A 21,069-nucleotide genomic window follows, 5' to 3' on the forward strand; every position below is an offset into this window, starting at 1 on the left:
ACTTATTAACTTTTAAAAATTAACGGCGAATTCCGAGCTTCTCGATAATTGCGCGATAACGATTGATATCTGTCTTTGCGAGGTACTGAAGAATGCGGCGACGCTGACCTACGAGCAACAAGAGGCCACGACGGTTGTGGTGGTCATGCGGGTTGGTCTTAAGGTGAGTTGTGATGTCTTCGATTCGACGTGACAAAAGTGCGACCTGAGCTTCAGGGCTTCCTGTATCAGTAGCTGATGATCCGTACTTTGCAATGATTTCTTTCTTTACTTCTGGTGTTAACGCCATTTTTATTTCCTTTTCATTCAGTCATTCTGACCAGGAGGCCATCCGGTTGTACTCTCGGATGATCGACAATCTCGTTGGACAAGCTGAAGTTTACCTGCGGGCTGTGGATAAGTGAAATTGAGGCTGGATTACGCCTATTTCTCGGTCAATTCGCGAGCTTTATCGCAATCTTTCTTCATCTGCACCAAGAGCTCATCGAGACCATCGAATTTGAGAGTTGGACGTAAATACCAGCCAAATTCAATCGATGCGTTCTTGTCATAAAGGTCGAGACCTTGTTGATCGAGTGCATATGCCTCTACTTGTCGACCGCGCGCACCTTCAAACGTTGGATTGGTGCCGATTGAAATCGCAGCAGGCCAGAAGTTGATTCCGACAGTGAGCCACCCTGCATAGATTCCATCTGCAGGAATTGTTTGCCCGTCAATATTTCCTAGATTAGCTGTTGGGTATCCAATTTCACGCCCGCGCTTTTCTCCATGAACCACAACCCCATCGAGGCGATGTGGACGGGATAGAAGCTCGCGAGCTTCTTCAACTTTGCCTTCGATGACTAGCTTGCGAATACGTGAAGACGATATAACTTCGGTATCTGCTTTGAGTTCTTGAACATCAACAGTGAAGTTGTGTGTGATCCCAGACTGAATCAGTGAATCTACATTTCCCGCAGCTTTATGGCCGTAGGTGAAGTTCTTGCCCACAATGACCGTGCTGGCATGAAGCTGATTGACCAGAACTGTCTGTACGAAATCTTCGGGTGACATCGCTGCGAATTTCTCGTTGAACTTCATGACGGCAACTTGATCTGCGTTATGGATCTTCAGGAGTTCTACGCGATCAGCCAAGGTTGTGAGCATTGTTGGAGCGCGATCTGGTGCAAAGACTGTGGTGGGGTGCGGGTCAAATGTCAGGGCGATAATTGAGCGACCATCTGCGCTCTCTTTGGCGCGATTGAGCAAAAGTTGGTGGCCCTTGTGGACGCCATCAAAGACGCCAATTACTACGACGCTGGTCTCGCTCATGTTCGAATCTTGCCTTACCTAGTTCGCCGCCGCAAAAACCGCAATGGGTTTCGCCTTGCCGCCTTCATCTTTCAAAAGCGCGATAAGTCGATTATCTGGTGAAAGTGCGGCGTTGATTACAGTATTTCCATTTTCTGCAAGTGGGCGACCGAATGAAAGTTCCTGAACTTCTTCCAAGCTCAATTCGCGTGGGGTAAATGTTGTGCGCGCTACGTCGGCGAGGTTGAGAGCTGTGAACTTCTGCGCCTTGAGGTCTTCGAAGCTGCAGGCATCTTTTTCAGTAAAACCTGCAACGCGGGTACGGCGCAGAGCGCTGAGGTGTCCCCCGACGCCGAGAGATTCGCCGAGGTCGCGAGCAATCGCGCGTATAAATGTGCCTGCAGAGCAGGTGACTTCAATATCAACTTCTGTGGTGACTTCGAGGTGACGTACCGCAAGAATGTCGAGCTGAGTAATGGTGACGTTACGTGCTTCAAGTTCGAATTTTTCACCCGCGCGCACGCGATCGTAGGCACGCTCTCCCCCGACCTTTACGGCAGAGACAGATGAAGGACGTTGTGCGATTGTTCCGATCATTGCCTTAAGAATCTTTTCAATATCTGAATCTAAAACCTTCGATGCATCAGCAGAGGCGATTACTTCGCCTTCTTTATCATCGGTGATTGTTGATGCGCCAAGAACAACAGTTGCGACATAAGACTTATCGCCATCAGTGATGTACTGCAATAACCGAGTTCCATTGCCGAAGCCAAGTACAAGGATTCCGGTGGCCATCGGATCAAGAGTGCCCGCATGTCCTACTTTGCGTGTGCCAAGTGCTTTGCGACCAACGGCCACAACGTCGTGGCTAGTCATTCCGCCAGCTTTATCGACGACTAAGAATCCGTCACTCATTCTTCATCATTATTATTGCGATGACCTTGGTCATGCGCATCAGATGGAATGCGTGGGACTTTATAAGGATCTTCAACAACTGGCTTTGCATTTTCGCGAGCCTTTGCGACCTCTGCATCGAGAAGATGAACTCGTTCAAGGAGTGAATCAAGCGCCTTTGCAGATTCTGGAAGACCATCGAGGATAAATTCGAGTGACGGGGTAATGCGTGTTCCCAAATCCTTGCCTACAGCGCTACGAATAACGCCCTTTGCAGATTCGAGAGCCGCAGCAGTTGCAGCGCGCTCATCTTCATCACCAAGAACGGTGTAGAAGATAGAGGCGTTCTGGAGATCTCCAGTAACGCGCGCATCGGTAACAGTGACAAAGCCAAGACGCGGATCCTTGATTTTTGTCTCGAGCAGCTGTGCCACTACTACCTTGATGCGGTCTGCAACCTTATGGCTGCGGTGTGAAGTTCCCATGGTTATGCGCGCTTCTTCTCGCGCATCTCGAATACCTGAATGATGTCTCCAACTTGAAGATCAGCACCCTTGCCTACGCCGATACCGCACTCAAAGCCTTCCTTGACTTCAGTTGCATCATCCTTAAAGCGCTTGAGGGATTCGATAGTGACATCTTCTGCAAGTACTGCTCCGTGACGCAATACGCGTCCCTTTGCATTACGGCGGATGATTCCGTCCGTAACGATAGATCCAGCAATTGTCCCGACCTTTGAAGATTTGAAGAGATCGCGAACTTCTGCGTTACCGAGAATAACCTCTTCGTACTCAGGCTTAAGGAGACCCTTAAGTGAGAGCTCGATTTCTTCGATTGCGTTATAGATAACAGAGTAGAAGCGAACTTCAACGCCTTCTTGATCGGCGAAGATTGCTGTCTGTGGTTCAGGCTTAACGTTGAAGCCGATCACAACAGCAGTCGATGCTGATGCAAGAGTGATATCGCTCTTGGTAATTGCGCCTACGCCGCGGTGAATAACACGGAGGTCAACTTCTGCTCCGACATCGAGCTGCATAAGTGCGTCTTCGAGGGCTTCAACAGAACCTGAAACGTCACCCTTGAGGATGAGGTTAAGTGTTGAAATCTTGGACTGCTCCATGAAGTCTTCGAGAGAAACCTTCTTGCGAGCCTTAGCCAATTGCGCATTACGTTCTGCAGCCTGACGCTTCTCGGCGATCTGGCGTGCGGTGCGGTCATCTTCTGCGACGAGGAATGTATCTCCAGCGTTTGGAACAGATGTGAAACCGAGAACCTGTACAGGACGTGATGGACCAGCTTCTTCAACATTTGCACCGTGCTCATCGAGCATTGCACGTACGCGACCGAATGAACCACCGGCGACGATTGCATCACCAATCTTCAAAGTTCCGCGTTGTACTAGAACAGTTGCAACTGGACCGCGACCACGATCGAGGTGCGCTTCAATAGCAACACCACGAGCATCATCGGCAGCGATTGCACGAAGATCGATAGCAGCATCTGCGGTCAAGAGAATTGAGTCGATAAGTGCATCGACGCCTTCGCCCTTCTTTGCAGAAACGTTTACGAAGATTGTGTCTCCGCCGTACTCTTCAGCGATCAAGTTGTACTCGGTCAATTGCTGGCGGACCTTATCTGGGTTCGCGCCTTCCTTATCAACCTTGTTGACCGCAACGACGATTGGAACATCAGCAGCTTGAGCGTGGTTAAGCGCTTCAATTGTCTGAGGCATTATGCCGTCGTCGGCAGCAACTACGAGCACTGCAATATCTGTGACCTTTGCACCACGGGCACGCATCGCTGTAAACGCTTCGTGGCCCGGTGTATCGATAAAGGTGATTGCGCGGTTAACGCCATCGTGGTCGTGGTGGATTTGGTAAGCACCGATGTGCTGAGTAATTCCACCCGCTTCGCCCTTAATGACTTCGGTCTTACGGATTGCATCGAGAAGAGATGTCTTACCGTGATCGACGTGACCCATGACAGTAACAACTGGTGGGCGTGCAACGAGATCATCAGGGTTCATATCTTCGAGCTCTTGAGCTAGATCGATATCGAAGTCCTGGAGAAGTTCACGATCTTCATCTTCAGGTGAAACGATTTCAATCTGGTACTTAAGCTGCGCACCGAGAATTTCGAAGGTATCGGCATCCACTGATTGCGTTGCAGTAACCATTTCACCAAGGTGGAATAGCGCTGATACGAGCGCTGCTGGATCTGCACCAATCTTTTCAGCGAAATCTGCAAGGGATGCACCGCGGCGCATACGAATCTTTGTCTTTCCATCACCGTGAGGAATAACTGCTCCACCCAGTTGTGGTGCTTGCATATTGTCGAATTCTTCGCGCAGCGCCTTACGTGACTTCTGCTTACGCTTTGAAGATTTACTTGCATTCTTTCCGAACGCACCCGCAGTACCGCCACGACCTGGGCCACGATTAGGACCGCCACCACCTGGACGTTGTGGACCACCGGCTGTTCCACCTGCACCAGGTGCACCTTGTGAACGGTATGGACCTGATGATGGTGCGCCACCTGTACGTGGTGGGTAATTGCCTGTTCCTGTTCCAGCACCTGCTGGTCGAGGTGCACCAGGACGTGCTGCAAAACCTGGACGCACAGAACCTGGACGCGCTCCTGCCATTCCTGGACGAGGTGCACCTGGGCGTTGTGCTGGTGGGCGTGGAACTGCGCCACCTGCTGAGAAAGGATTATTTCCTGGACGAGGTGGGCGTGGAACTGCGCCACCTGTTGAGAATGGATTGTTACCAGGACGTGGTGCAGCTGGAGTTGCTGGCGTTGCACCTGGCGCTGGAGTTGATTCAGCAGATGTTGCTTCACTTGCTGCAGCCTTTGCTTCTTCTTGCGCAATCTTTTCAGCATCGCGTGATGCCTTAAGAGCTGCAAGATCAACGCCGAGTTCTGCTGCGAGTTCTGCTGCTAATTCTGGATTTACTTCGGCAGTCTTCTTTGAGGCAGCGGTCTTCTTTGCTGCTGCTTTCTTGACTGGCTTCTTATCTTCAGCAGGTTTTGCATCAGGATAGAGCGCAACTAACTTGCGGACTACGGGTGCTTCAACTGTTGATGATGCTGATCGGACGAATTCGCCCATTTCTTGGAGCTTTGCAAGGACTTCCTTGCTCTCCATACCGAGTTGTTTTGCCAACTCATGTACGCGGACCTTTGACACATTTCTCCTGTCTTGGCCCGCATAAATTCTTGTGGGATGCGAGCCCTAGTTGTTCGACCTCATGATGTAAACGAGCTCATTTGAGTTTCATATCTTTCGCATCCATTTCGTTAATTACGCCGCACTTACGTGCCAGCGTGATGGGGTAAGTCTATCGAAAGAGCGGGAAATTCCCTATTTCGTGCGGGGCTTTACGCTGTTGGCGCCGGGGTATCTGGATGAATATCGATGCGCCAGCCAGTAAGGCGTGCAGCAAGACGGGCATTCTGTCCATCTTTTCCGATAGCAAGAGAGAGTTGGTAATCAGGAACAACGACCTTAGCTGAACGAGAAAGTTCATCAACCACGGTCACGCTTGTTACCTTTGCAGGAGCCAGAGCATGCGCAACGTATTTCGCTGGATCTTCATCGTAATCAACGATGTCAATCTTCTCGCCGTTGAGTTCATCCATCACTGCGCGTGAACGTGCACCGAGTGGTCCAATCAATGAACCCTTTGGTGAAACTCCTGCACGCAGTGAACGCACTGCAATCTTGGTGCGATGGCCCGCTTCACGAGATACACCCATAATTTCAACGATTCCATCTTTGATTTCAGGAACTTCGAGTGCAAAGAGTTGCTTCACAAGTCCTGGGTGGCTTCTCGACAACATGATTTCCGGACCTTTAAGCCCCTGCTTTACCTCAACAACAAAACACTTGATGCGTTCGCCGTGGGTATAGACCTCGCCGGGAACTTGTTCCTGTGGCGGAATCTTTCCTTCGATGCGGCCAAGGTTGACGTGAATCATCTTGGGATCGCGACCCTGTTGAATAATTCCCGAAATAACATCGCCCACAGAAGTTGTGAACTCGCCAACAATTTCAGCATCGTTAGTTGCGCGCATCTGCTGCTTGATTGTCTGGCGAGCAGTTGATGTTGCCATGCGATCAAAACCTTCGACCTCGAGTACATCTTCGCTGACGCGTTCGCCGAGTTCATTAAATGTTGGAACGAAGATATGGATATCGCCGGTTTCGCGATCAAGTTGAACGCGGGCATAGCGATTTGGTTCTGGAGTTTCGGTGTAAGCGGTAAGCACTGCAGCCTCGATCATTTGAATCAATTGCTCGAGTGGCATGCCCTTAGCTTCAGTGAGCTGAACGAGCGCTGAAATGTCGACGCCCATTACTTATCTCCATCCTTGCGATTAAATTCAATTTCTACTTGTGCGCGCTTGATATCTGCAAGAGAGATAGTGACTTCCTTGGTCTCTTTCTTCTCTACAACTGTGAGCGTCACATCGGTATCGGTATTAGAAAGAATTCGGCCTGTAACAACAACGCCGTCGGTCTGTGTGACCTTTAGAAGGCGGTCATTGTTCTTTGCAAAGTGACGAGGAAGCGTAAGCGGACGATCAATTCCGGGTGAGGTAACTTCGAGAGTGAATGGGGTCTCTCCCATAAAGGTAGCTTCATCAAGAAGTTCAGACACCAGCTTTGAGGCGACAGTGACTTGATCAAGATTGAGGGCGCTCTCGCCATCGACAATTACAGTGACGATGCGGTGCTGGCCAGGTGAAACGATATTTACATCTTCGAGGAAATATCCAGCTTGCTGTAGCGCTGGCGTAATGTGTTCAGAAACTTGGTCTTTCAAAGCCATGATTATGTCCTATTCGATTGTTATTCAGTTGTTGAGCAGGCGAAATTTTACTCGAAGTAGAGCGAGTATCCAAGTCGCAAGATGAGTAGCGCAGTCACGATGAGATAGAAGATTCGGACGAAACCTGAACCCTTCTTAAGCGCCATATGAGAACCTGCATATCCCCCAGCCAAGTTAGCAATACCCATAACCAAGCCAAGCTTCCACATGACTCCGATGGTTAAACCCACCACAATGATTGAAGCCAAGTTTGTGGTCGCATTTACTACCTTGGCGATTGCAGAAGCTCCGACAAAGGCAAAACCCATGATGGCAACGAGTGCGATCATCAACATTGTGCCCGTACCTGGACCAATCAATCCGTCGTAGAAACCAATAATGAATGCGGCGATTGCACCGATGGACATCAACTTTCGTGGCGCATACTTTTCGACGTGGTTCTTGCCGAGTTCAGGTTTGACCAATGTATAGATAAAGATCGCAATCATGATGAAGAAGATTGAGCTCTTATAACTTTCAGATGAGATTCGTGATGCTAAGTGCGCGCCAATAGCCGCCCCAATGAATGCTGGAAAGACCATTGCAAGAAGTAATCGAGGATCAGTCTTGATGGATTTACGATACTTAATTGCGGCAGTCGTTGTCCCAAAGAACGCTGCAGTCTTTGATGTTGCAACGACCTCAACAGGGTTGCGATCAGGAAATGAGAGCAACATTGCAGGAGTCTGGATAAGCCCTCCCCCGCCTGCGATGGCATCGACAAAGCCGGCGGTAAACATGGCAAGGCCAAGGAGAGCGAGATTAATCGCGGTGAGATTTTCGAGCATTAGCTCAACGTTGGAAGGAGAGCTGCAATCGAATCGACGGCAGAAGCCACAGCAACCTCTGACTTTTCACCGCTCTTGCGAACTCGAACTTCAACATTTCCTTGTTCAAGTGCCTTACCGACAACAACGATTACTGGAATACCGATGAGTTCGGCATCCTTGAATTTTACTCCTGGGCTCGTTCCGCGACGGTCATCAATCATGACGCTGATTCCGCGTGATTCAAGATCGGCTGAAATCTTCTCGGCAGTTTCAAAGACAGCATCGTCTTTTCCGGTTGCGACAACATGAACCTTTGCAGGTGCAACTTCCACTGGCCATGAAAGACCGATTTCGTCATAGCTCTGTTCTGCAATGGCTGCGACAGCGCGTGAAACACCGATGCCATAAGAGCCCATAGTGACAACCTGAGACTTACCGTTCTGATCAAGAACTGTGAGGCCAAGTGCATCTGCATATTTGCGACCAAGTTGGAAGATGTGGCCGATTTCTATTGCGCGATCAATGATGACTGGGGTTGCACACTTTGGACATGCATCGCCTTGTTTGATCTGCGCTGCTTCGATGTAGTGATCGACTTCGAAGTCACGGCCATTAACAACATTGCGAGCATGCTTATCTTTAGCGTTTGCACCTGTTACCCATGAAGTACCTGGTGCAATACGTGGATCTGCATAAACGGTAATGCCATTCTTCTTTGCATCCTGTGGTCCGATGTAACCCTTAGCGAGTCCTGGGAACCTGGCGAAATCTGGTTCTTCAAATACGCGGATGTCATTGACGCCAGCAAGGTTTGCTTGCAGACGCTTGAGATCTACTTCGCGATCGCCGGGCACAAGAACAGAGATTGGAGTTTCATCAGCCATCAACATGACGTTTTTAAGAGTCATTCCACCGTCGTATCCCCCACCGAACTTTGCATTAAGGAGTTCTACGAGAGTGTCGATAGTTGGAGTATTTGGTGAATCAAAGACTTCAAGAGCTGCAACACCTGATGCATCACTTGGTGCAACGACTGTTGTCATGGCTTCAACGTTTGCTGCATAGCCACACTTTTCGCAGAGAACGTAGGTATCTTCTCCTGTTTCACAAGGAGCCAAGAACTCTTCGGAAGCAGATCCACCCATTGCACCTGATACAGCGCTGACGATGTTGTACTTCATGCGAAGGCGATCAAAAGTTTTGATGTATGCAGCGCGGTGGCGCATATAGGACTCAACGAGACCTTCATCGGTAAGGTCGAATGAGTAAGAATCCTTCATGACGAACTCGCGGCCACGGATGATTCCTGAACGTGGGCGCGCTTCATCGCGATACTTTGTCTGGATTTGATAGAGAGCAAGTGGCAGATCTTTATAAGACGAGTACTCGCCCTTCACCATAAGGGTAAACATCTCTTCGTGAGTTGGTCCTAGAAGATAGTCAGCGCCCTTGCGATCTTGGAGGCGGAAAAGGTCTGGGCCGTAATCGTTCCAACGACCGGTTGTTTCGTAAGCATCTTTTGGAAGAAGTGCTGGGAAGTGAACTTCTTGGAATCCTGCCTTATCCATTTCATCGCGAACAATGTTCTCAATATTGCGAAGAGTGATGACACCAAGTGGCAGCCATGAGTACACACCTGCAGCGATACGGCGAATGTATCCAGCGCGAACTAAGAGGCGATGGCTAGGAACTTCAGCATCTGCTGGGTCATCGCGGAGCGTGCGTAAGAAAAGTGTGGACATTCGCAACATATCGCGAACCCTACCTGACTATTACGAAGTTGTGACGGAAGGTTCTCCTGATGGAACGCCTGCGGCTTCCATCTCTTCAGCAAGACGCATAGCTTCTTCGATAAGTGTTTCAACAATCTGCGCTTCAGGCACTGTCTTGATGACTTCACCCTTAACAAAGATCTGACCTTTACCGTTTCCGGATGCAACACCGAGATCAGCCTCGCGCGCTTCTCCAGGACCATTTACAACGCAACCCATTACGGCAACGCGAAGTGGAACTGTCATTCCTTGAAGTCCTGCCTGAACCTTTTCAGCAAGTGTGTAGACATCTACTTGCGCGCGTCCACATGAAGGGCAAGAAACGATTTCGAGTTTACGTTGACGCAAGTTTAGGGATTCAAGAATTGAGATTCCGACCTTCACCTCTTCAACAGGTGGTGCTGAAAGTGAGACGCGGATTGTGTCGCCGATACCTTCTGCAAGAAGAATTCCAAATGCTGTCGCAGATTTGATCGTTCCTTGGAAGATTGGACCAGCTTCAGTGACGCCAAGATGCAATGGGTAATCGCACTTTGCCGCAAGGATGCGGTAGGCGTTCACCATTGTTACTGGGTCGTGATGCTTTACGGAAATCTTGATATTGCTAAAACCGTGCTCTTCAAAGAGGGAAGCTTCCCAGAGAGCAGATTCAGCGAGTGCTTCAGGAGTTGCCTTGCCGTACTTCTTAAGAAGTCGTGGATCGAGTGATCCTGCGTTTACTCCGATACGGATTGGAATTCCCGCATCTCCTGCTGCCTTAGCAACTTCTTTAACCTTGTCATCGAATTGCTTGATGTTGCCTGGGTTTACGCGAACAGCGGCGCATCCGGCATCGATTGCAGCGAAGATGTACTTAGGCTGGAAGTGAATATCTGCAATAACTGGAATCTGTGACTTCTTAGCGATCTGCGCAAGTGCATCAGCATCATCTTGTGAAGGAACAGCCACACGAACGATCTGGCAACCAGAGGCTGTGAGTTCTGCGATCTGTTGCAGAGTTGAGTTCACATCAGATGTGAGTGTTGTACACATTGATTGAACGCTGACCTGTGAATCAGAACCTACGCCGACTCCGCCCACATTGAGCTGCCGTGTCTTGCGACGCGGGTGCAGCGTAGGAGGTGGAGCACTTGGAATTCCGAGATCAACCATGAGCCGTATTCTGCCTTATCTCTACAAATTGAGCGAGACGGGATTGAAAATGTCGGCAATGAGCAGAATTACAGTGAGAACTGCAAGAACTGCGAAGACGCCGATCGTTAGTGGTGTGAGCGCATTGACATCAATTGCAGCTGGTCGTGGGCGACCACGAAGACGGGCAAAGAGCGCGCGAATTTCATCGGCGATTGCAACCGCCATATGACCACCATCCAGAGGTAACAAAGGCAAGAGGTTGAAGAGGCCAACAAAGATATTGAGGCTTGCAACTAGAAGTAAGAATGTTCCAAAACGTTCAGTGCTATCGAGTTTCTGACTTCCGACTGCCTCACCTGATACGCGAGCTGCACCCACAACGCCAACTAATCCATTTGGATCGCGCTCTTCATCACCAAAAGTCTGTCGAATCAGTTGTGGGACTTTGGTAGGAAGAGCGACAAGCGCCTTCGCGGATTCACGGGTTAGTACCCCCGTTGCTCGAACAGAGTCCTTCACCGAAGTGACGAAACCTTCGCGCTTGGTTCCAACCTTTGTAACCACGCCAAGCAAGTAACGCTTTTCAGATTCTAGATATGTAGGAGATGCTTTGAGGGAAATAATCTGGCCATCGCGTTCGACCTTAAATGAGAGTTCGCGACCACCGGATGTAGCAATCACTTTTGCATCTTGATACCAGTCGGTGACTTTCTTGCCTTCTACTTCAACGATCTTGTCCCCTGGTTGAAATCCTGCTGCAGCTGCTGCTGAATTTGGAGAAACCTGAGTGATATCAGAGAGAAGTGCGTTAACGCCCACGCCAAAGAGAATTGAGAAGATCAGTAAGAATCCAATGATGAAGTGAGCAAAGGAACCTGCGCCAAGAACAATAAGTTTTTGAAGAGTTGATGCCCCGTAGAAGGCGCGAGATTCTTCTCCTGCAGGCATCTCATCGCGTGGAGTCATTCCTTCGATGCGGCAGTAGCCACCAGCGGGAATTGCTTTGATACCGAATTCAGTTTCACCGCGAGTGAAAGACCAAATGCGCTTACCGAAGCCCAAGAAGAATTCGGTGACCTTCATTCCGAATCTCTTTGCAGTCAGATAATGGCCGAATTCGTGGACCATAACGGATAAGAGAAGTGCGATAACAAATGCCAGGGTTCCGAGAAGTTTCATTAACCGACCTTCTTCAATAGTTCATGAGCAGTACGTCGCGCATCATTCTCGATGGCGCTGACATCAGCTAGATCCCGAATCTTTCCAGTGTGAGAGCTACGAAGGGCTTCGACTACCAGGCTCACAGTCTTAACAATCTCTGTGAACTTAATCTGTCCATCGACAAATGCCTGAACGGCTACTTCATTCGATGCATTGAAGATTGCGGGCAGCGATCCCCCAGTAGTTCCGCATTCGCGTGCAAGTGCCACAGATGGGAAGCGAGATTCATCAATTGGTGAGAAATTCCAAGTATGTGATGTGGTCCAATCAATCGGAGTCGTCGCACCTGGTACTCGATGTGGATATGAGAGCGCCAAAGAGATTGGCCCCTTCATATTGGGAGGTGAACCTTGAGCAATGGTTGAACCATCTACGAATTCGACCATTGAATGCACAACCGATTGCGGGTGAATAACAGCTTCGATGCGTGAGTAAGGAATACCAAAGAGATAGTGCGCCTCGATTATTTCAAGACCTTTATTCATCAGCGTTGCAGAGTTAATTGTGACCACTGGCCCCATTACCCATGTTGGATGAGCGAGAGCTTCTTGCACTGTTACACCAGATAAATCCGCGCGATCTCTAAATGGTCCACCACTTGCAGTAAGAATCAGCTTCGAGATTTCAGACTTCTTCTCACCAATTAGTGCCTGCCAAATAGCTGAATGTTCAGAGTCAACGGGAAGAAGTTGATCTTCCTTTGCGCGAGCAATAACGAGATCGCCACCAGCGACAAGCGATTCCTTATTTGCTAGCGCAACGCGGTTATTGGCATCGAGCGCGGCAAGGGTTGGAGCTAATCCGATAGAGCCAGTAATTCCATTAAGAACTACATCGCAAGAAATAGCAGCAATTTCTGTTGAAGCATCAGGGCCATCGATAACTTCAACACCAGGCAGAGCTTGTCGAATGACATCTGCGTTCTTGGTAACACCAACTACTTTGACCTTGAACTTCTTTGCTTGCTCAATCAGAAGATCTGGGTTGCTACCTGCTGCAGTAATAGCGACAACAGTAAAGAGTGATGGATTTGCTTCAACTATCTCTAGAGCCTGAACTCCGATGGAACCTGTGGAACCCAGAATGACGAGTTCGCGCGTCATGAAACTTTGCGCTTGCGTCCTACAAATTGTCCGATGATGACAATGGCAAGAGCTAAGAAGAACATCGCAGAACCAATGACGTTGGCCTGTGCGGGAATTCCGCGAGCTGCAGATGTGTAAACAAACTTAGGGAAGGTTGTCATCGTGCCTGAGTTGAAGTTGGTAATAATGAAGTCATCGAATGACAAGCTAAAAGCCAAGAGCGCAGCTGCTGCAATTCCAGGAGCAACGAGAGGCAAAGTCACTCGGCGGAAAGTTTCGCGCTCGTTGGCATAGAGATCCATCGCTGCTTGTTCAAGGCGTGGATCAAGGCTGGCAATACGCGCCTTAACAGTTACAACAACAAATGAGATACAGAAGAGAACGTGTGCAATCACTGTTGGCCAGAAGCCTGGGTTAATCTTGAAGACCAAGAAAAGTGAGAGAAGAGAAGCGCCCAGAACGATTTCAGGTGTTGCCATCGGCAAGAAGATAAGGATGTTAGTTGTTGAACGTCCCTTAAATTTATGGCGACCAAGTGCAAAAGCAATCATGGTGCCGAGAATTGTTGAGAAGAGCGTTGCAAGGAAGCCGATCTTGATTGAATTTCCAAGTGCACTACAGACTTCAGGTGCACCGCATGGGTTCTGCCAATTTGAAAGGGTGAAACCCTTCCAGACTAAGTTGCTCTTACCCGAATCATTAAATGAGAAGGCGAATGTGTATGCAACTGGAATGAAGAGGTACGTGAATGCAACCACTGCATAAACACGGATGAGGTTGCGGCCGAACCAGCGAGAGATTTGCTTCATACGAGCTCCTCGGTTCCGGCCTTACGGACATAGACAGTAACAAGGATAAGAATTGCTGCCATAAGCGTGAATGAGAGCGCTGCAGCTGTTGGGTAATCAACAATCTTGAAGTAACGAGATTCGATGACGTTTCCGAGCATCTTTGTCTGCGGGCTACCCAAGATTGCAGCGTTAACGTAATCGCCCGCTGCAGGGATAAAGGTAAGAAGAGTTCCCGCAACAACACCTGGCATTGAAAGCGGCAGAGTTACTTTGCGGAAAGTAGTGAAACCGTTGGCGTAGAGATCACCCGATGCTTCAAGGGTACGTGGATCAATACGGTCGATAGATGCGTAAAGCGGAAGAGTCATAAATGGAAGGAAGTTGTAAGTCATACCCGCAACAACTGCGAAGGCGCTAGAAGTAAGAGTTGTGCTTTCCGAGATGATTCCGAAGGTTCGCAGTGTTGGGACAACAAACCCTTCTTCGCCAAGAATCTGCTTCCATGCAATGGTGCGGAGCAAGAATGAAGTAAAGAACGGTGCAACGACTAGAACCAACATGAGGTTCTTAAGCTTGCCGCCCTTAAATGCAATCGCGTAGGCAAGTGGGTAAGCAATCGCTAGAGCTAGAACTGTTGCAATCGTTGCATAGAGAAATGAGCGACCGAACTGCTCTTTATTTTCAATAAAGGCATCGAGGTAATTCTGGAAACGAAAAGTCTGTTCGTACTGCCCTGTATCTCCCCCACCGACCGGAGTCTGCGTGGAAGTTTGTGCCAGGTTAAAGAGTGGAAGGAGGAAGAAGGTGAAGAGAAATCCCATACCTGGGATAAGTAAGAGATAAGGAGTGCTTATCTTCTTCATCAGGCCGATGTCATTCTTCGTCGAGATCCTCATCAGGGTTTACTTCAGTACCTGCTTCAGCATCTTCATCTCCGCGAAGACCGAAGGTAAAGATTGGTTCCCAAGAAATGTTGACGGATTCGCCGACGCTAAATGGTGCAACGCCATCATCATTTTGTTCGAAGACCATGAGCTCTTGTCCCCACGGCATCATTACTTGGTACTGAGTTGAAACGCCGATGTAGGAAACATCTTCAACTTTGCCACCTGTAAGAACGTTGCCTGATGTCGCTGTTTCAAGACGCGAAATACGGAACTTTTCAGGGCGGATGCCTGCATATATTGAGTTATCTACTGCATGTGAACGATTCTTCTGCAATGAAATCTTCTGTCCGAAGAGATCAACAATCTGATTTGCGCCATCGTTTCCGGTGACAGTTCCCTTAATGAGGTTTGACTGACCCAAGAAGTTAGCAACGAATGCTGTTTCGGGATTGTCATACAGATCAGCAGGTGAACCCATCTGCTCGATCTCGCCCTCGTTCATAACCGCGATGGTGTCAGCCATAGTCATGGCTTCTTCCTGATCGTGAGTTACGTGAACGAATGTGAGACCAACTTCTTTCTGGATCCACTTGAGTTCAATCTGCATCTGACGACGAAGCTTGAGATCGAGTGCGCCGAGTGGCTCATCGAGAAGCAAGAGCGCTGGACGGTTAACGATTGCGCGAGCAAGTGCGATGCGCTGCTGCTGCCCACCTGAAAGTTGTGTTGGTTTGCGTTGTGCAAGGTGAGGAAGCTCTACAAGATCAAGCGCCTTACTCACTGCACTATCTACATCTTTTATTCCGCGACGGCGAAGGCCGAATGCGATATTTTCAAAGATTGTCAGGTGCGGAAAGAGCGCGTAATTCTGAAAGACAGTATTGATTGGACGCTGATACGGCTTTGTATCCGTAATATCAGTTGCGCCTAATGAGATGCTGCCTTTAGTTGGTTCTTCAAGCCCTGCAATCATTCGTAGCGTTGTTGTCTTGCCGCATCCTGAAGGTCCAAGCAATGCAAAGAATGAACCTTCAGGAATGACAAGCGACAAATCATTTACTGCTGTGAAATCACCGTATGACTTGGTGATATTGCTGAGCTTGAGATCCCCGCGTGCAGAGATAGCCTTTTCTGACACTTAGTTGCCGGCAGCCTTCTGGAAGGCTTCAGTCCAAGTTGTCTCTTCTGTTGGTGTAAGTGAGCGGAAGACAGAGAGGTTTGCCATTGTCTTCGCACTTGGGAAGATGAATTCGCTAGATGCTAGATCTGGATCGATTTTCTCCATCTCAGCCTGTGCACCCTTAACTGGGCAGACGTAGTTAACGTACGCAGCTACTTCAGCAGCAACAGCTGGCTCGTAGTAGTAGTTAATAAGCTTTTCAGCGTTGACCTTAGCTTCAGCAGTAACTGTTGAAGGAATCATCATGTTATCGCCTGAGATTGTTCCGCCTGATTCTGGGATTGCGAAGTCGAACTTACCTTCGTTTTCAGACTTCAAGATGAACATATCGCCTGACCAGCCGATTACAGCAGTCGCGTCTCCTGATGTGAGATCTTCTGCGTATTCGTTGCCCTTAACTCCGCGGATCCATCCGTCAGAGATCTTCTTCGCAAGGAAGTCGACAGCGTTCATGAACTGATCTTCAGTAACAGTTGAAAGGTTTACGCCCTGTGAGCGAAGAATGATTCCGACGGTGTCGCGCATTTCAGAGAGAACAACAATCTTTCCCTTATTTGCTGGAGAGAAGAGATCTTCGAGTGTGCGGATTCCCTTTGGATTCTTTTCAGTGTTCCAACCAAATCCACCCATGATGCCCTGCCATGTAAGTGTGCTTTCGCGCTTTGCATCAAATGATGGGCTAGCAAGTGTGTCGAGAATGTTTACAGCGTTAGGAACATTTGCTGCATCAAACTTCTGTGCGTATCCAAGACGGATCCACCGGGAAGCCATCCAGTCTGTTGGGCAGACTAGGTCGTAACCAATATCTTTTCCAAGCTTGAGTTGCGCCTGAACTTTTCCGAAGAACTCATCGTTATCGTTGTAATCTTCGAAGTACTTAACATCAATGCCTGTCTCTTTTGTAAATGCTTCAAGAGTTGGGTACTTCTTACCTGAGTCATCAACATCGAGGTATAGAGGCCAGTTGCCCCAACGAACTGCATTAGAAGAGTCAGAGCCTCCTCCGATTCCACATGATGCGAGCGCACCAACGCCTGCAACTGCGCCTGCGCCTGCAAGAACTGCACGACGTGAAACGTGTGAATTTAGAATTGAACGTGCTTCTGGAGATAGTGGGTTCTTAGCCATGACGAGGGCTCCTTTTATGTGCCGGAATAAGGGACGGTTGTGCAGGGCTCATTATGTAGCCCTTTTGAGCGTGAGCCAAACCTAAATCGAGGTTAATTTCTTAGATTTAGGTCTAGCCCCTGATGTCAGTTACCCGTTGAGGTTGGTCATGACGTGCTTGATACGGGTGTAATCCTCAAAGCCGTAATTGGAGAGATCCTTGCCGTATCCGCTTCGCTTAAATCCACCGTGTGGCATCTCGGCGACGATTGGGATGTGGGTGTTAATCCAGACGCAGCCGAAGTCAAAGGCCTTAGACATCCGCATCGCGCGGCCATGGTCCTTGGTCCAGACTGAAGATGCCAAGCCGTAGTCGACCCCGTTAGCCATCGCAACTGCCTCGGCTTCATCCTTGAACTTCTGGATGGTGATAACTGGTCCGAAGATTTCAGATTGAATCAATTCATCTGTCTGCTTCAAATCTGCAATCACAGTAGGTGCCACAAAGTAGCCAGGGCGATTAGTTGGCGCTCCCCCAGAGACGATGCGCGCATGTGATGGGGTGCGAGAGATGAATCCTGAAACTCGCTCAAATTGAGAAGCATTGTTGACTGGTCCAACGATGACATCTTCATCTGGCATACCCATTCCGATGTGGTTGGTAGCTTGATCGGCAAGTAACTTCACCATCTCTTCGTAGACACCTTCTTGAACAAGAACGCGAGTAGCTGCTGTGCAATCTTGACCAGAGTTGAAGAATCCAGCGACTGCAATTCCTTCAGCGGCTGCCTGAAGGTCAGCATCATTAAAGACAACCACAGGTGCCTTGCCACCGAGTTCAAGGTGTACGCGCTTGAGTGATTTCGATGCAGCAGATGCAACTTCCATACCTGCGCGCACTGAACCTGTTACTGAAACCATCGCAGGTGTTGCATGATCAACGAGAGCTGCACCAGTTTCACGTTCTCCGGCGATGACGTTGATTACGCCATCAGGAAGAAATTCGCCCATGATCTGTGCCATAAAAAGTGTTGATACAGGTGTTGTATCTGAAGGCTTGAGAACAACTGTGTTTCCTGCAGCGATTGCTGGAGCCCACTTCCATACAGCCATCATCATTGGATAGTTCCACGGTGTTACCTGCGCGCAAACACCAATTGGTTCGCGGCGGATATATGAAGTCATTCCGTGCATATATTCACCAGCTGAGCGACCTTCAAGGTTTCGAGCAGCGCCTGCAAAGAAGCGAATCTGATCAACCATCGGAGGCATTTCTTCAGATGCAGTAAGGCTCTTTGGCTTTCCGCAGTTCTCGGACTCCAAGTTAACGAATTCATCTGCACGAGCTTCGATGGCATCGGCAATCTTCAACAGCGCACGCTGACGTTCGGAAGGAGTTGAGTCGCGCCATCCTGGAAACGCATCACTGGCAGCCTTCATCGCCTTATCAATATCTGCAGCGCTCGACTTAGGAGCAGTGGCAAAAGCTTCGCCCGTTGAAGGGTTAATCAGGGTTGTTGTTTCACCTGATGCTCCATCGACTGATTTACCGTTGATGAAATTCTGTAGCTTCTTCACCTTTTATGCCTGACCCTTCGTAGCGCGAACCATCTGATCACCGTGATCGTATGGGTGTTTTGTATAAGTCTCGAGCCAGCGAGCGATTGTGTACTTGCCCGCCTCTGTATGCATGCCGAACTTTTCAAGATCGCTTTCAGTCAATCGCTTCACTAAATCCAAAGACGCTGCACGGACTGCCGCGTAGACCGCAATCGAATTCGCAACATCGCCATCTGCGTATGCGAGTTTTGGCTCATTTGCCCAAGAGGCCTCGTCATACCCCTGAATGACAGAACCTTCAGGTTCTGCAACCAATCGACGTAAGCGTGCATATGACTGCGCCTCAGAATCTGCCATGTGATGAATACATTGACGCGCAGACCATTCGTTCTCGGCATGTACATCCAATAAATCTGGAGTTACAGCGCGAGCTAAGTTAAGAAAATACTGTGAGGCTGCTTCATATGCTGCAGCTGCTTCCTTCAAATCCACGGATGTCATGGAAGTGATACTAGTTAAATCTTTTCCTTTTCACTAGCAGCCAACTGCCCGCATGCTCCGTCGATTTCACGGCCTCGGGTATCGCGCACAGTTACTGGCACTCCGTAGCCTTCGAGAATTCGAACGAATTCAGCTTCATCTTCTCGACGTGATGCTGTCCACTTAGATCCGGGAGTTGGATTGAGCGGAATCAAGTTGACGTGGGCATTGCGATTTTTGAGCAATCGCCCCAGCAAATCTGAGCGCCAGGATTGATCGTTAATATCGCGAATAAGTGCATACTCGATTGAATATCGACGACCAGTCTTCTTTTCATAGGCATCTGCGGCAGCCAAGACTTCACGGACTTTAAAACGATTATTGATTGGAACTAGGCTGTCGCGGAGTTCGTCATCTGGAGTGTGGAGTGAAACGGCGAGTGTGCAGTTAATGCCTTCATCCATCAATTTCTCAATTCCATTGACGAGTCCAACAGTTGAAACTACAACTGAGCGAGCCGAGATACCAAGACCATCTGGATTTGGATCGGTGATGTTATGAAGTGTTCGAACAACCGCGTTGTAGTTAGCAAGCGGTTCGCCCATTCCCATAAAGACGATGTTAGAAAGTCGTGTAGGTCCGCCAGGCATTTCACCTTCTGCGCAGGCACGAGCTGCCGCAACGATCTGATCGGTGATTTCTGCAGCTGAAAGGTTGCGAGTAAGGCCAGCTTGACCCGTTGCACAGAACGGGCAGTTCATTCCGCAACCTGCTTGAGATGAGATACAAACTGTTGTGCGATCTGAGTAGCGCATAAGGACGGATTCAACGAGAACTCCATCGTGTAACTTCCATAAATCTTTACGTGTCATTCCGCCATCAGTAGTGCGCGTGGTGACTAGCTCAATCATCTTTGGAGTAAGTGCATCAGCGATTGCTTGACGTTCCGCCGCAGGAATATCGGTCCAGTCATCTGGGTTATTTGAAAGATGAGAGAAGTAGTGAGTTGCTACTTGGGCTGCGCGAAAAGGTTGAAAGCCGAGTTCTTTCGCAAATGCCTTACGTTCTGCAGGACCGAAGTCAGCAAGGTGTTTAGGAGCTTTCTTGCGCTGAACAGGTTCATCAAAAACTAATTTGAGTTCGGTTGGACGTTCTGTTGTCATAACAAACCTGAATCCTGTGCGCGACGCACGATTTCGAGAGCGAGCCACAGGGCTGGAGCTGCGAAGAGAACTGAATCAAGGCGATCCATGATGCCGCCGTGGCCAGGAAGTAAGTTGCCCATATCTTTAATTGCCATATCGCGTTTGAGCGCAGATTCGATGAGATCGCCTGCGGTCGCAGTAAAGACAGTGACGAGTCCTGCAATCGCACCCAACCACCAATCAGAATCCATGATGAAGTGGAAGGCAAGGGATCCACCGATGACGGTGAAAACAAGTGAGCCGACTAAGCCTTCGATAGTTTTCTTTGGGCTGATCTTTGGAGCAAGCGGGTGCTTACCGAAGAGAACTCCGGTCAAATACGCAAACGTGTCATTGCATCCAACGAGAACAACAAGTGTCATGACCCGAGCCAAGCCATTAGATGGACGGGCAAGAAGAATCAGGAAGCCTGCAAGAAATGGAAGATAGATAAGAGCAAGGGCAGAAGCGGATGCGGTTCCAACGAAACCTTCGGTTCCGCGAGGAAGAAGAAGGACAAGTAAACAAGGGAAAGCGATTGCTGTTGCAACAGAAAGCCCAGAGACTCCCCCGAACCATGCAGCAGCAGAAAGTGCCACAGCTGCTGTGGTTAAGGACCACTGCGGGATATCGATCTTTGTTGTTGTCAGCGCGTGATGGAGTTCGCGGATTCCTAGAATGACAGCAATTGTTACAAGGCCAGCAAAGATAACTCTGTAGCTTGCCAACGAGAACCAGACCAACGAAATCAGAAAGAGACTGACGCCAATTGAAGGCAGAAGCTTGCGACCTGCGCGCTTATTAATCGCCTCGTTGATCGAATGTAGGTCTGACACAGTG

20 protein-coding genes are annotated in these 21,069 nt (G+C 49.1%); all 20 read right to left on the reverse strand.

All coding sequences use genetic code 11. The features are described 5' to 3' along the window. Positions 1 to 19: 19 nt before the first annotated feature. The 20 genes from rpsO to A1sIA56_RS04520 all read right to left on the reverse strand — a co-directional run bounded on the left by rpsO (position 20) and on the right by A1sIA56_RS04520 (position 21,065). Positions 20 to 289, reverse strand: a complete 270-nt coding sequence (gene rpsO / locus A1sIA56_RS04425) for a 30S ribosomal protein S15 (RefSeq protein ID WP_095673732.1) — start codon at positions 287 to 289, stop codon at positions 20 to 22. Between the two features lie 134 nt (positions 290 to 423). Next, positions 424 to 1,311 carry a bifunctional riboflavin kinase/FAD synthetase gene (locus A1sIA56_RS04430; protein ID WP_095673733.1) on the reverse strand — a complete coding sequence of 296 codons (888 nt, stop codon included), beginning with the start codon at positions 1,309 to 1,311 and terminating at the stop codon, positions 424 to 426. Between the two features lie 18 nt (positions 1,312 to 1,329). Beyond that, positions 1,330 to 2,205 carry a tRNA pseudouridine(55) synthase TruB gene (gene truB / locus A1sIA56_RS04435; protein ID WP_095673734.1) on the reverse strand — a complete coding sequence of 292 codons (876 nt, stop codon included), beginning with the start codon at positions 2,203 to 2,205 and terminating at the stop codon, positions 1,330 to 1,332. Continuing rightward, positions 2,202 to 2,669, reverse strand: a complete 468-nt coding sequence (gene rbfA / locus A1sIA56_RS04440; protein ID WP_095673735.1) for a 30S ribosome-binding factor RbfA — start codon at positions 2,667 to 2,669, stop codon at positions 2,202 to 2,204. Before rbfA ends, truB begins: the two co-directional genes overlap by 4 nt. 2 nt (positions 2,670 to 2,671) lie before the next feature. Then, a complete protein-coding gene (infB, locus tag A1sIA56_RS04445) occupies positions 2,672 to 5,374 on the reverse strand; it encodes a translation initiation factor IF-2 (protein WP_095673736.1) in 2,703 nt (900 codons plus the stop codon). A 191-nt stretch (positions 5,375 to 5,565) separates the two neighbouring features. Then, positions 5,566 to 6,543: a transcription termination factor NusA gene (gene nusA / locus A1sIA56_RS04450; RefSeq protein WP_095673737.1), complete on the reverse strand. Its 978-nt coding sequence runs from the start codon at positions 6,541 to 6,543 to the stop codon at positions 5,566 to 5,568. After that, the gene (rimP, locus tag A1sIA56_RS04455; RefSeq protein WP_095673738.1) at positions 6,543 to 7,019 is read right to left on the reverse strand and encodes a ribosome maturation factor RimP; all 477 of its coding nucleotides are present in this window, start codon (positions 7,017 to 7,019) and stop codon (positions 6,543 to 6,545) included. Before rimP ends, nusA begins: the two co-directional genes overlap by 1 nt. 47 nt (positions 7,020 to 7,066) lie before the next feature. Next, the gene (locus tag A1sIA56_RS04460; protein WP_095673739.1) at positions 7,067 to 7,846 is read right to left on the reverse strand and encodes a sulfite exporter TauE/SafE family protein; all 780 of its coding nucleotides are present in this window, start codon (positions 7,844 to 7,846) and stop codon (positions 7,067 to 7,069) included. Beyond that, a complete protein-coding gene (locus A1sIA56_RS04465) occupies positions 7,846 to 9,579 on the reverse strand; it encodes a proline--tRNA ligase (protein ID WP_095673740.1) in 1,734 nt (577 codons plus the stop codon). The genes A1sIA56_RS04460 and A1sIA56_RS04465 overlap by 1 nt, the downstream gene beginning before the upstream one ends. Before the next feature lie 21 nt (positions 9,580 to 9,600). Further along, positions 9,601 to 10,752, reverse strand: coding sequence for a flavodoxin-dependent (E)-4-hydroxy-3-methylbut-2-enyl-diphosphate synthase (gene ispG / locus A1sIA56_RS04470; RefSeq protein WP_095673741.1), 1,152 nt, complete (start codon positions 10,750 to 10,752; stop codon positions 9,601 to 9,603). A 21-nt stretch (positions 10,753 to 10,773) separates the two neighbouring features. Then, a complete protein-coding gene (locus A1sIA56_RS04475) occupies positions 10,774 to 11,913 on the reverse strand; it encodes a M50 family metallopeptidase (RefSeq protein ID WP_095673742.1) in 1,140 nt (379 codons plus the stop codon). Then, a complete protein-coding gene (gene dxr, locus A1sIA56_RS04480; RefSeq protein ID WP_095673743.1) occupies positions 11,913 to 13,058 on the reverse strand; it encodes a 1-deoxy-D-xylulose-5-phosphate reductoisomerase in 1,146 nt (381 codons plus the stop codon). The genes A1sIA56_RS04475 and dxr overlap by 1 nt, the downstream gene beginning before the upstream one ends. After that, a complete protein-coding gene (locus tag A1sIA56_RS04485; protein WP_095673744.1) occupies positions 13,055 to 13,849 on the reverse strand; it encodes an ABC transporter permease in 795 nt (264 codons plus the stop codon). The genes dxr and A1sIA56_RS04485 overlap by 4 nt, the downstream gene beginning before the upstream one ends. Then, positions 13,846 to 14,694 (reverse strand): ABC transporter permease, encoded by an 849-nt coding sequence (locus A1sIA56_RS04490; RefSeq protein WP_095673745.1) that lies wholly within the window; start codon positions 14,692 to 14,694, stop codon positions 13,846 to 13,848. Before A1sIA56_RS04490 ends, A1sIA56_RS04485 begins: the two co-directional genes overlap by 4 nt. A 10-nt stretch (positions 14,695 to 14,704) precedes the next feature. Continuing rightward, entirely contained in the window at positions 14,705 to 15,856 is a 1,152-nt protein-coding gene (locus tag A1sIA56_RS04495) for an ABC transporter ATP-binding protein (protein WP_095673746.1), read from the reverse strand. Continuing rightward, positions 15,857 to 17,026 carry an ABC transporter substrate-binding protein gene (locus A1sIA56_RS04500; RefSeq protein WP_095673747.1) on the reverse strand — a complete coding sequence of 390 codons (1,170 nt, stop codon included), beginning with the start codon at positions 17,024 to 17,026 and terminating at the stop codon, positions 15,857 to 15,859. A gap of 129 nt (positions 17,027 to 17,155) precedes the next feature. Then, positions 17,156 to 18,583: a gamma-aminobutyraldehyde dehydrogenase gene (locus A1sIA56_RS04505; protein WP_095673748.1), complete on the reverse strand. Its 1,428-nt coding sequence runs from the start codon at positions 18,581 to 18,583 to the stop codon at positions 17,156 to 17,158. 3 nt (positions 18,584 to 18,586) lie between these two features. After that, the gene (locus A1sIA56_RS04510) at positions 18,587 to 19,066 is read right to left on the reverse strand and encodes a DinB family protein (protein ID WP_223298409.1); all 480 of its coding nucleotides are present in this window, start codon (positions 19,064 to 19,066) and stop codon (positions 18,587 to 18,589) included. Positions 19,067 to 19,080: 14 nt separating this feature from the next. Further along, entirely contained in the window at positions 19,081 to 20,208 is a 1,128-nt protein-coding gene (gene rlmN, locus A1sIA56_RS04515) for a dual-specificity RNA methyltransferase RlmN (protein WP_095673750.1), read from the reverse strand. Beyond that, positions 20,205 to 21,065, reverse strand: a complete 861-nt coding sequence (locus tag A1sIA56_RS04520; protein ID WP_095673751.1) for a phosphatidate cytidylyltransferase — start codon at positions 21,063 to 21,065, stop codon at positions 20,205 to 20,207. The genes rlmN and A1sIA56_RS04520 overlap by 4 nt, the downstream gene beginning before the upstream one ends. Positions 21,066 to 21,069: the final 4 nt, after the last annotated feature.

Origin of the sequence: Candidatus Planktophila sulfonica (assembly GCF_002288065.1) — a bacterium.
Classification (GTDB): domain Bacteria; phylum Actinomycetota; class Actinomycetes; order Nanopelagicales; family Nanopelagicaceae; genus Planktophila; species Planktophila sulfonica.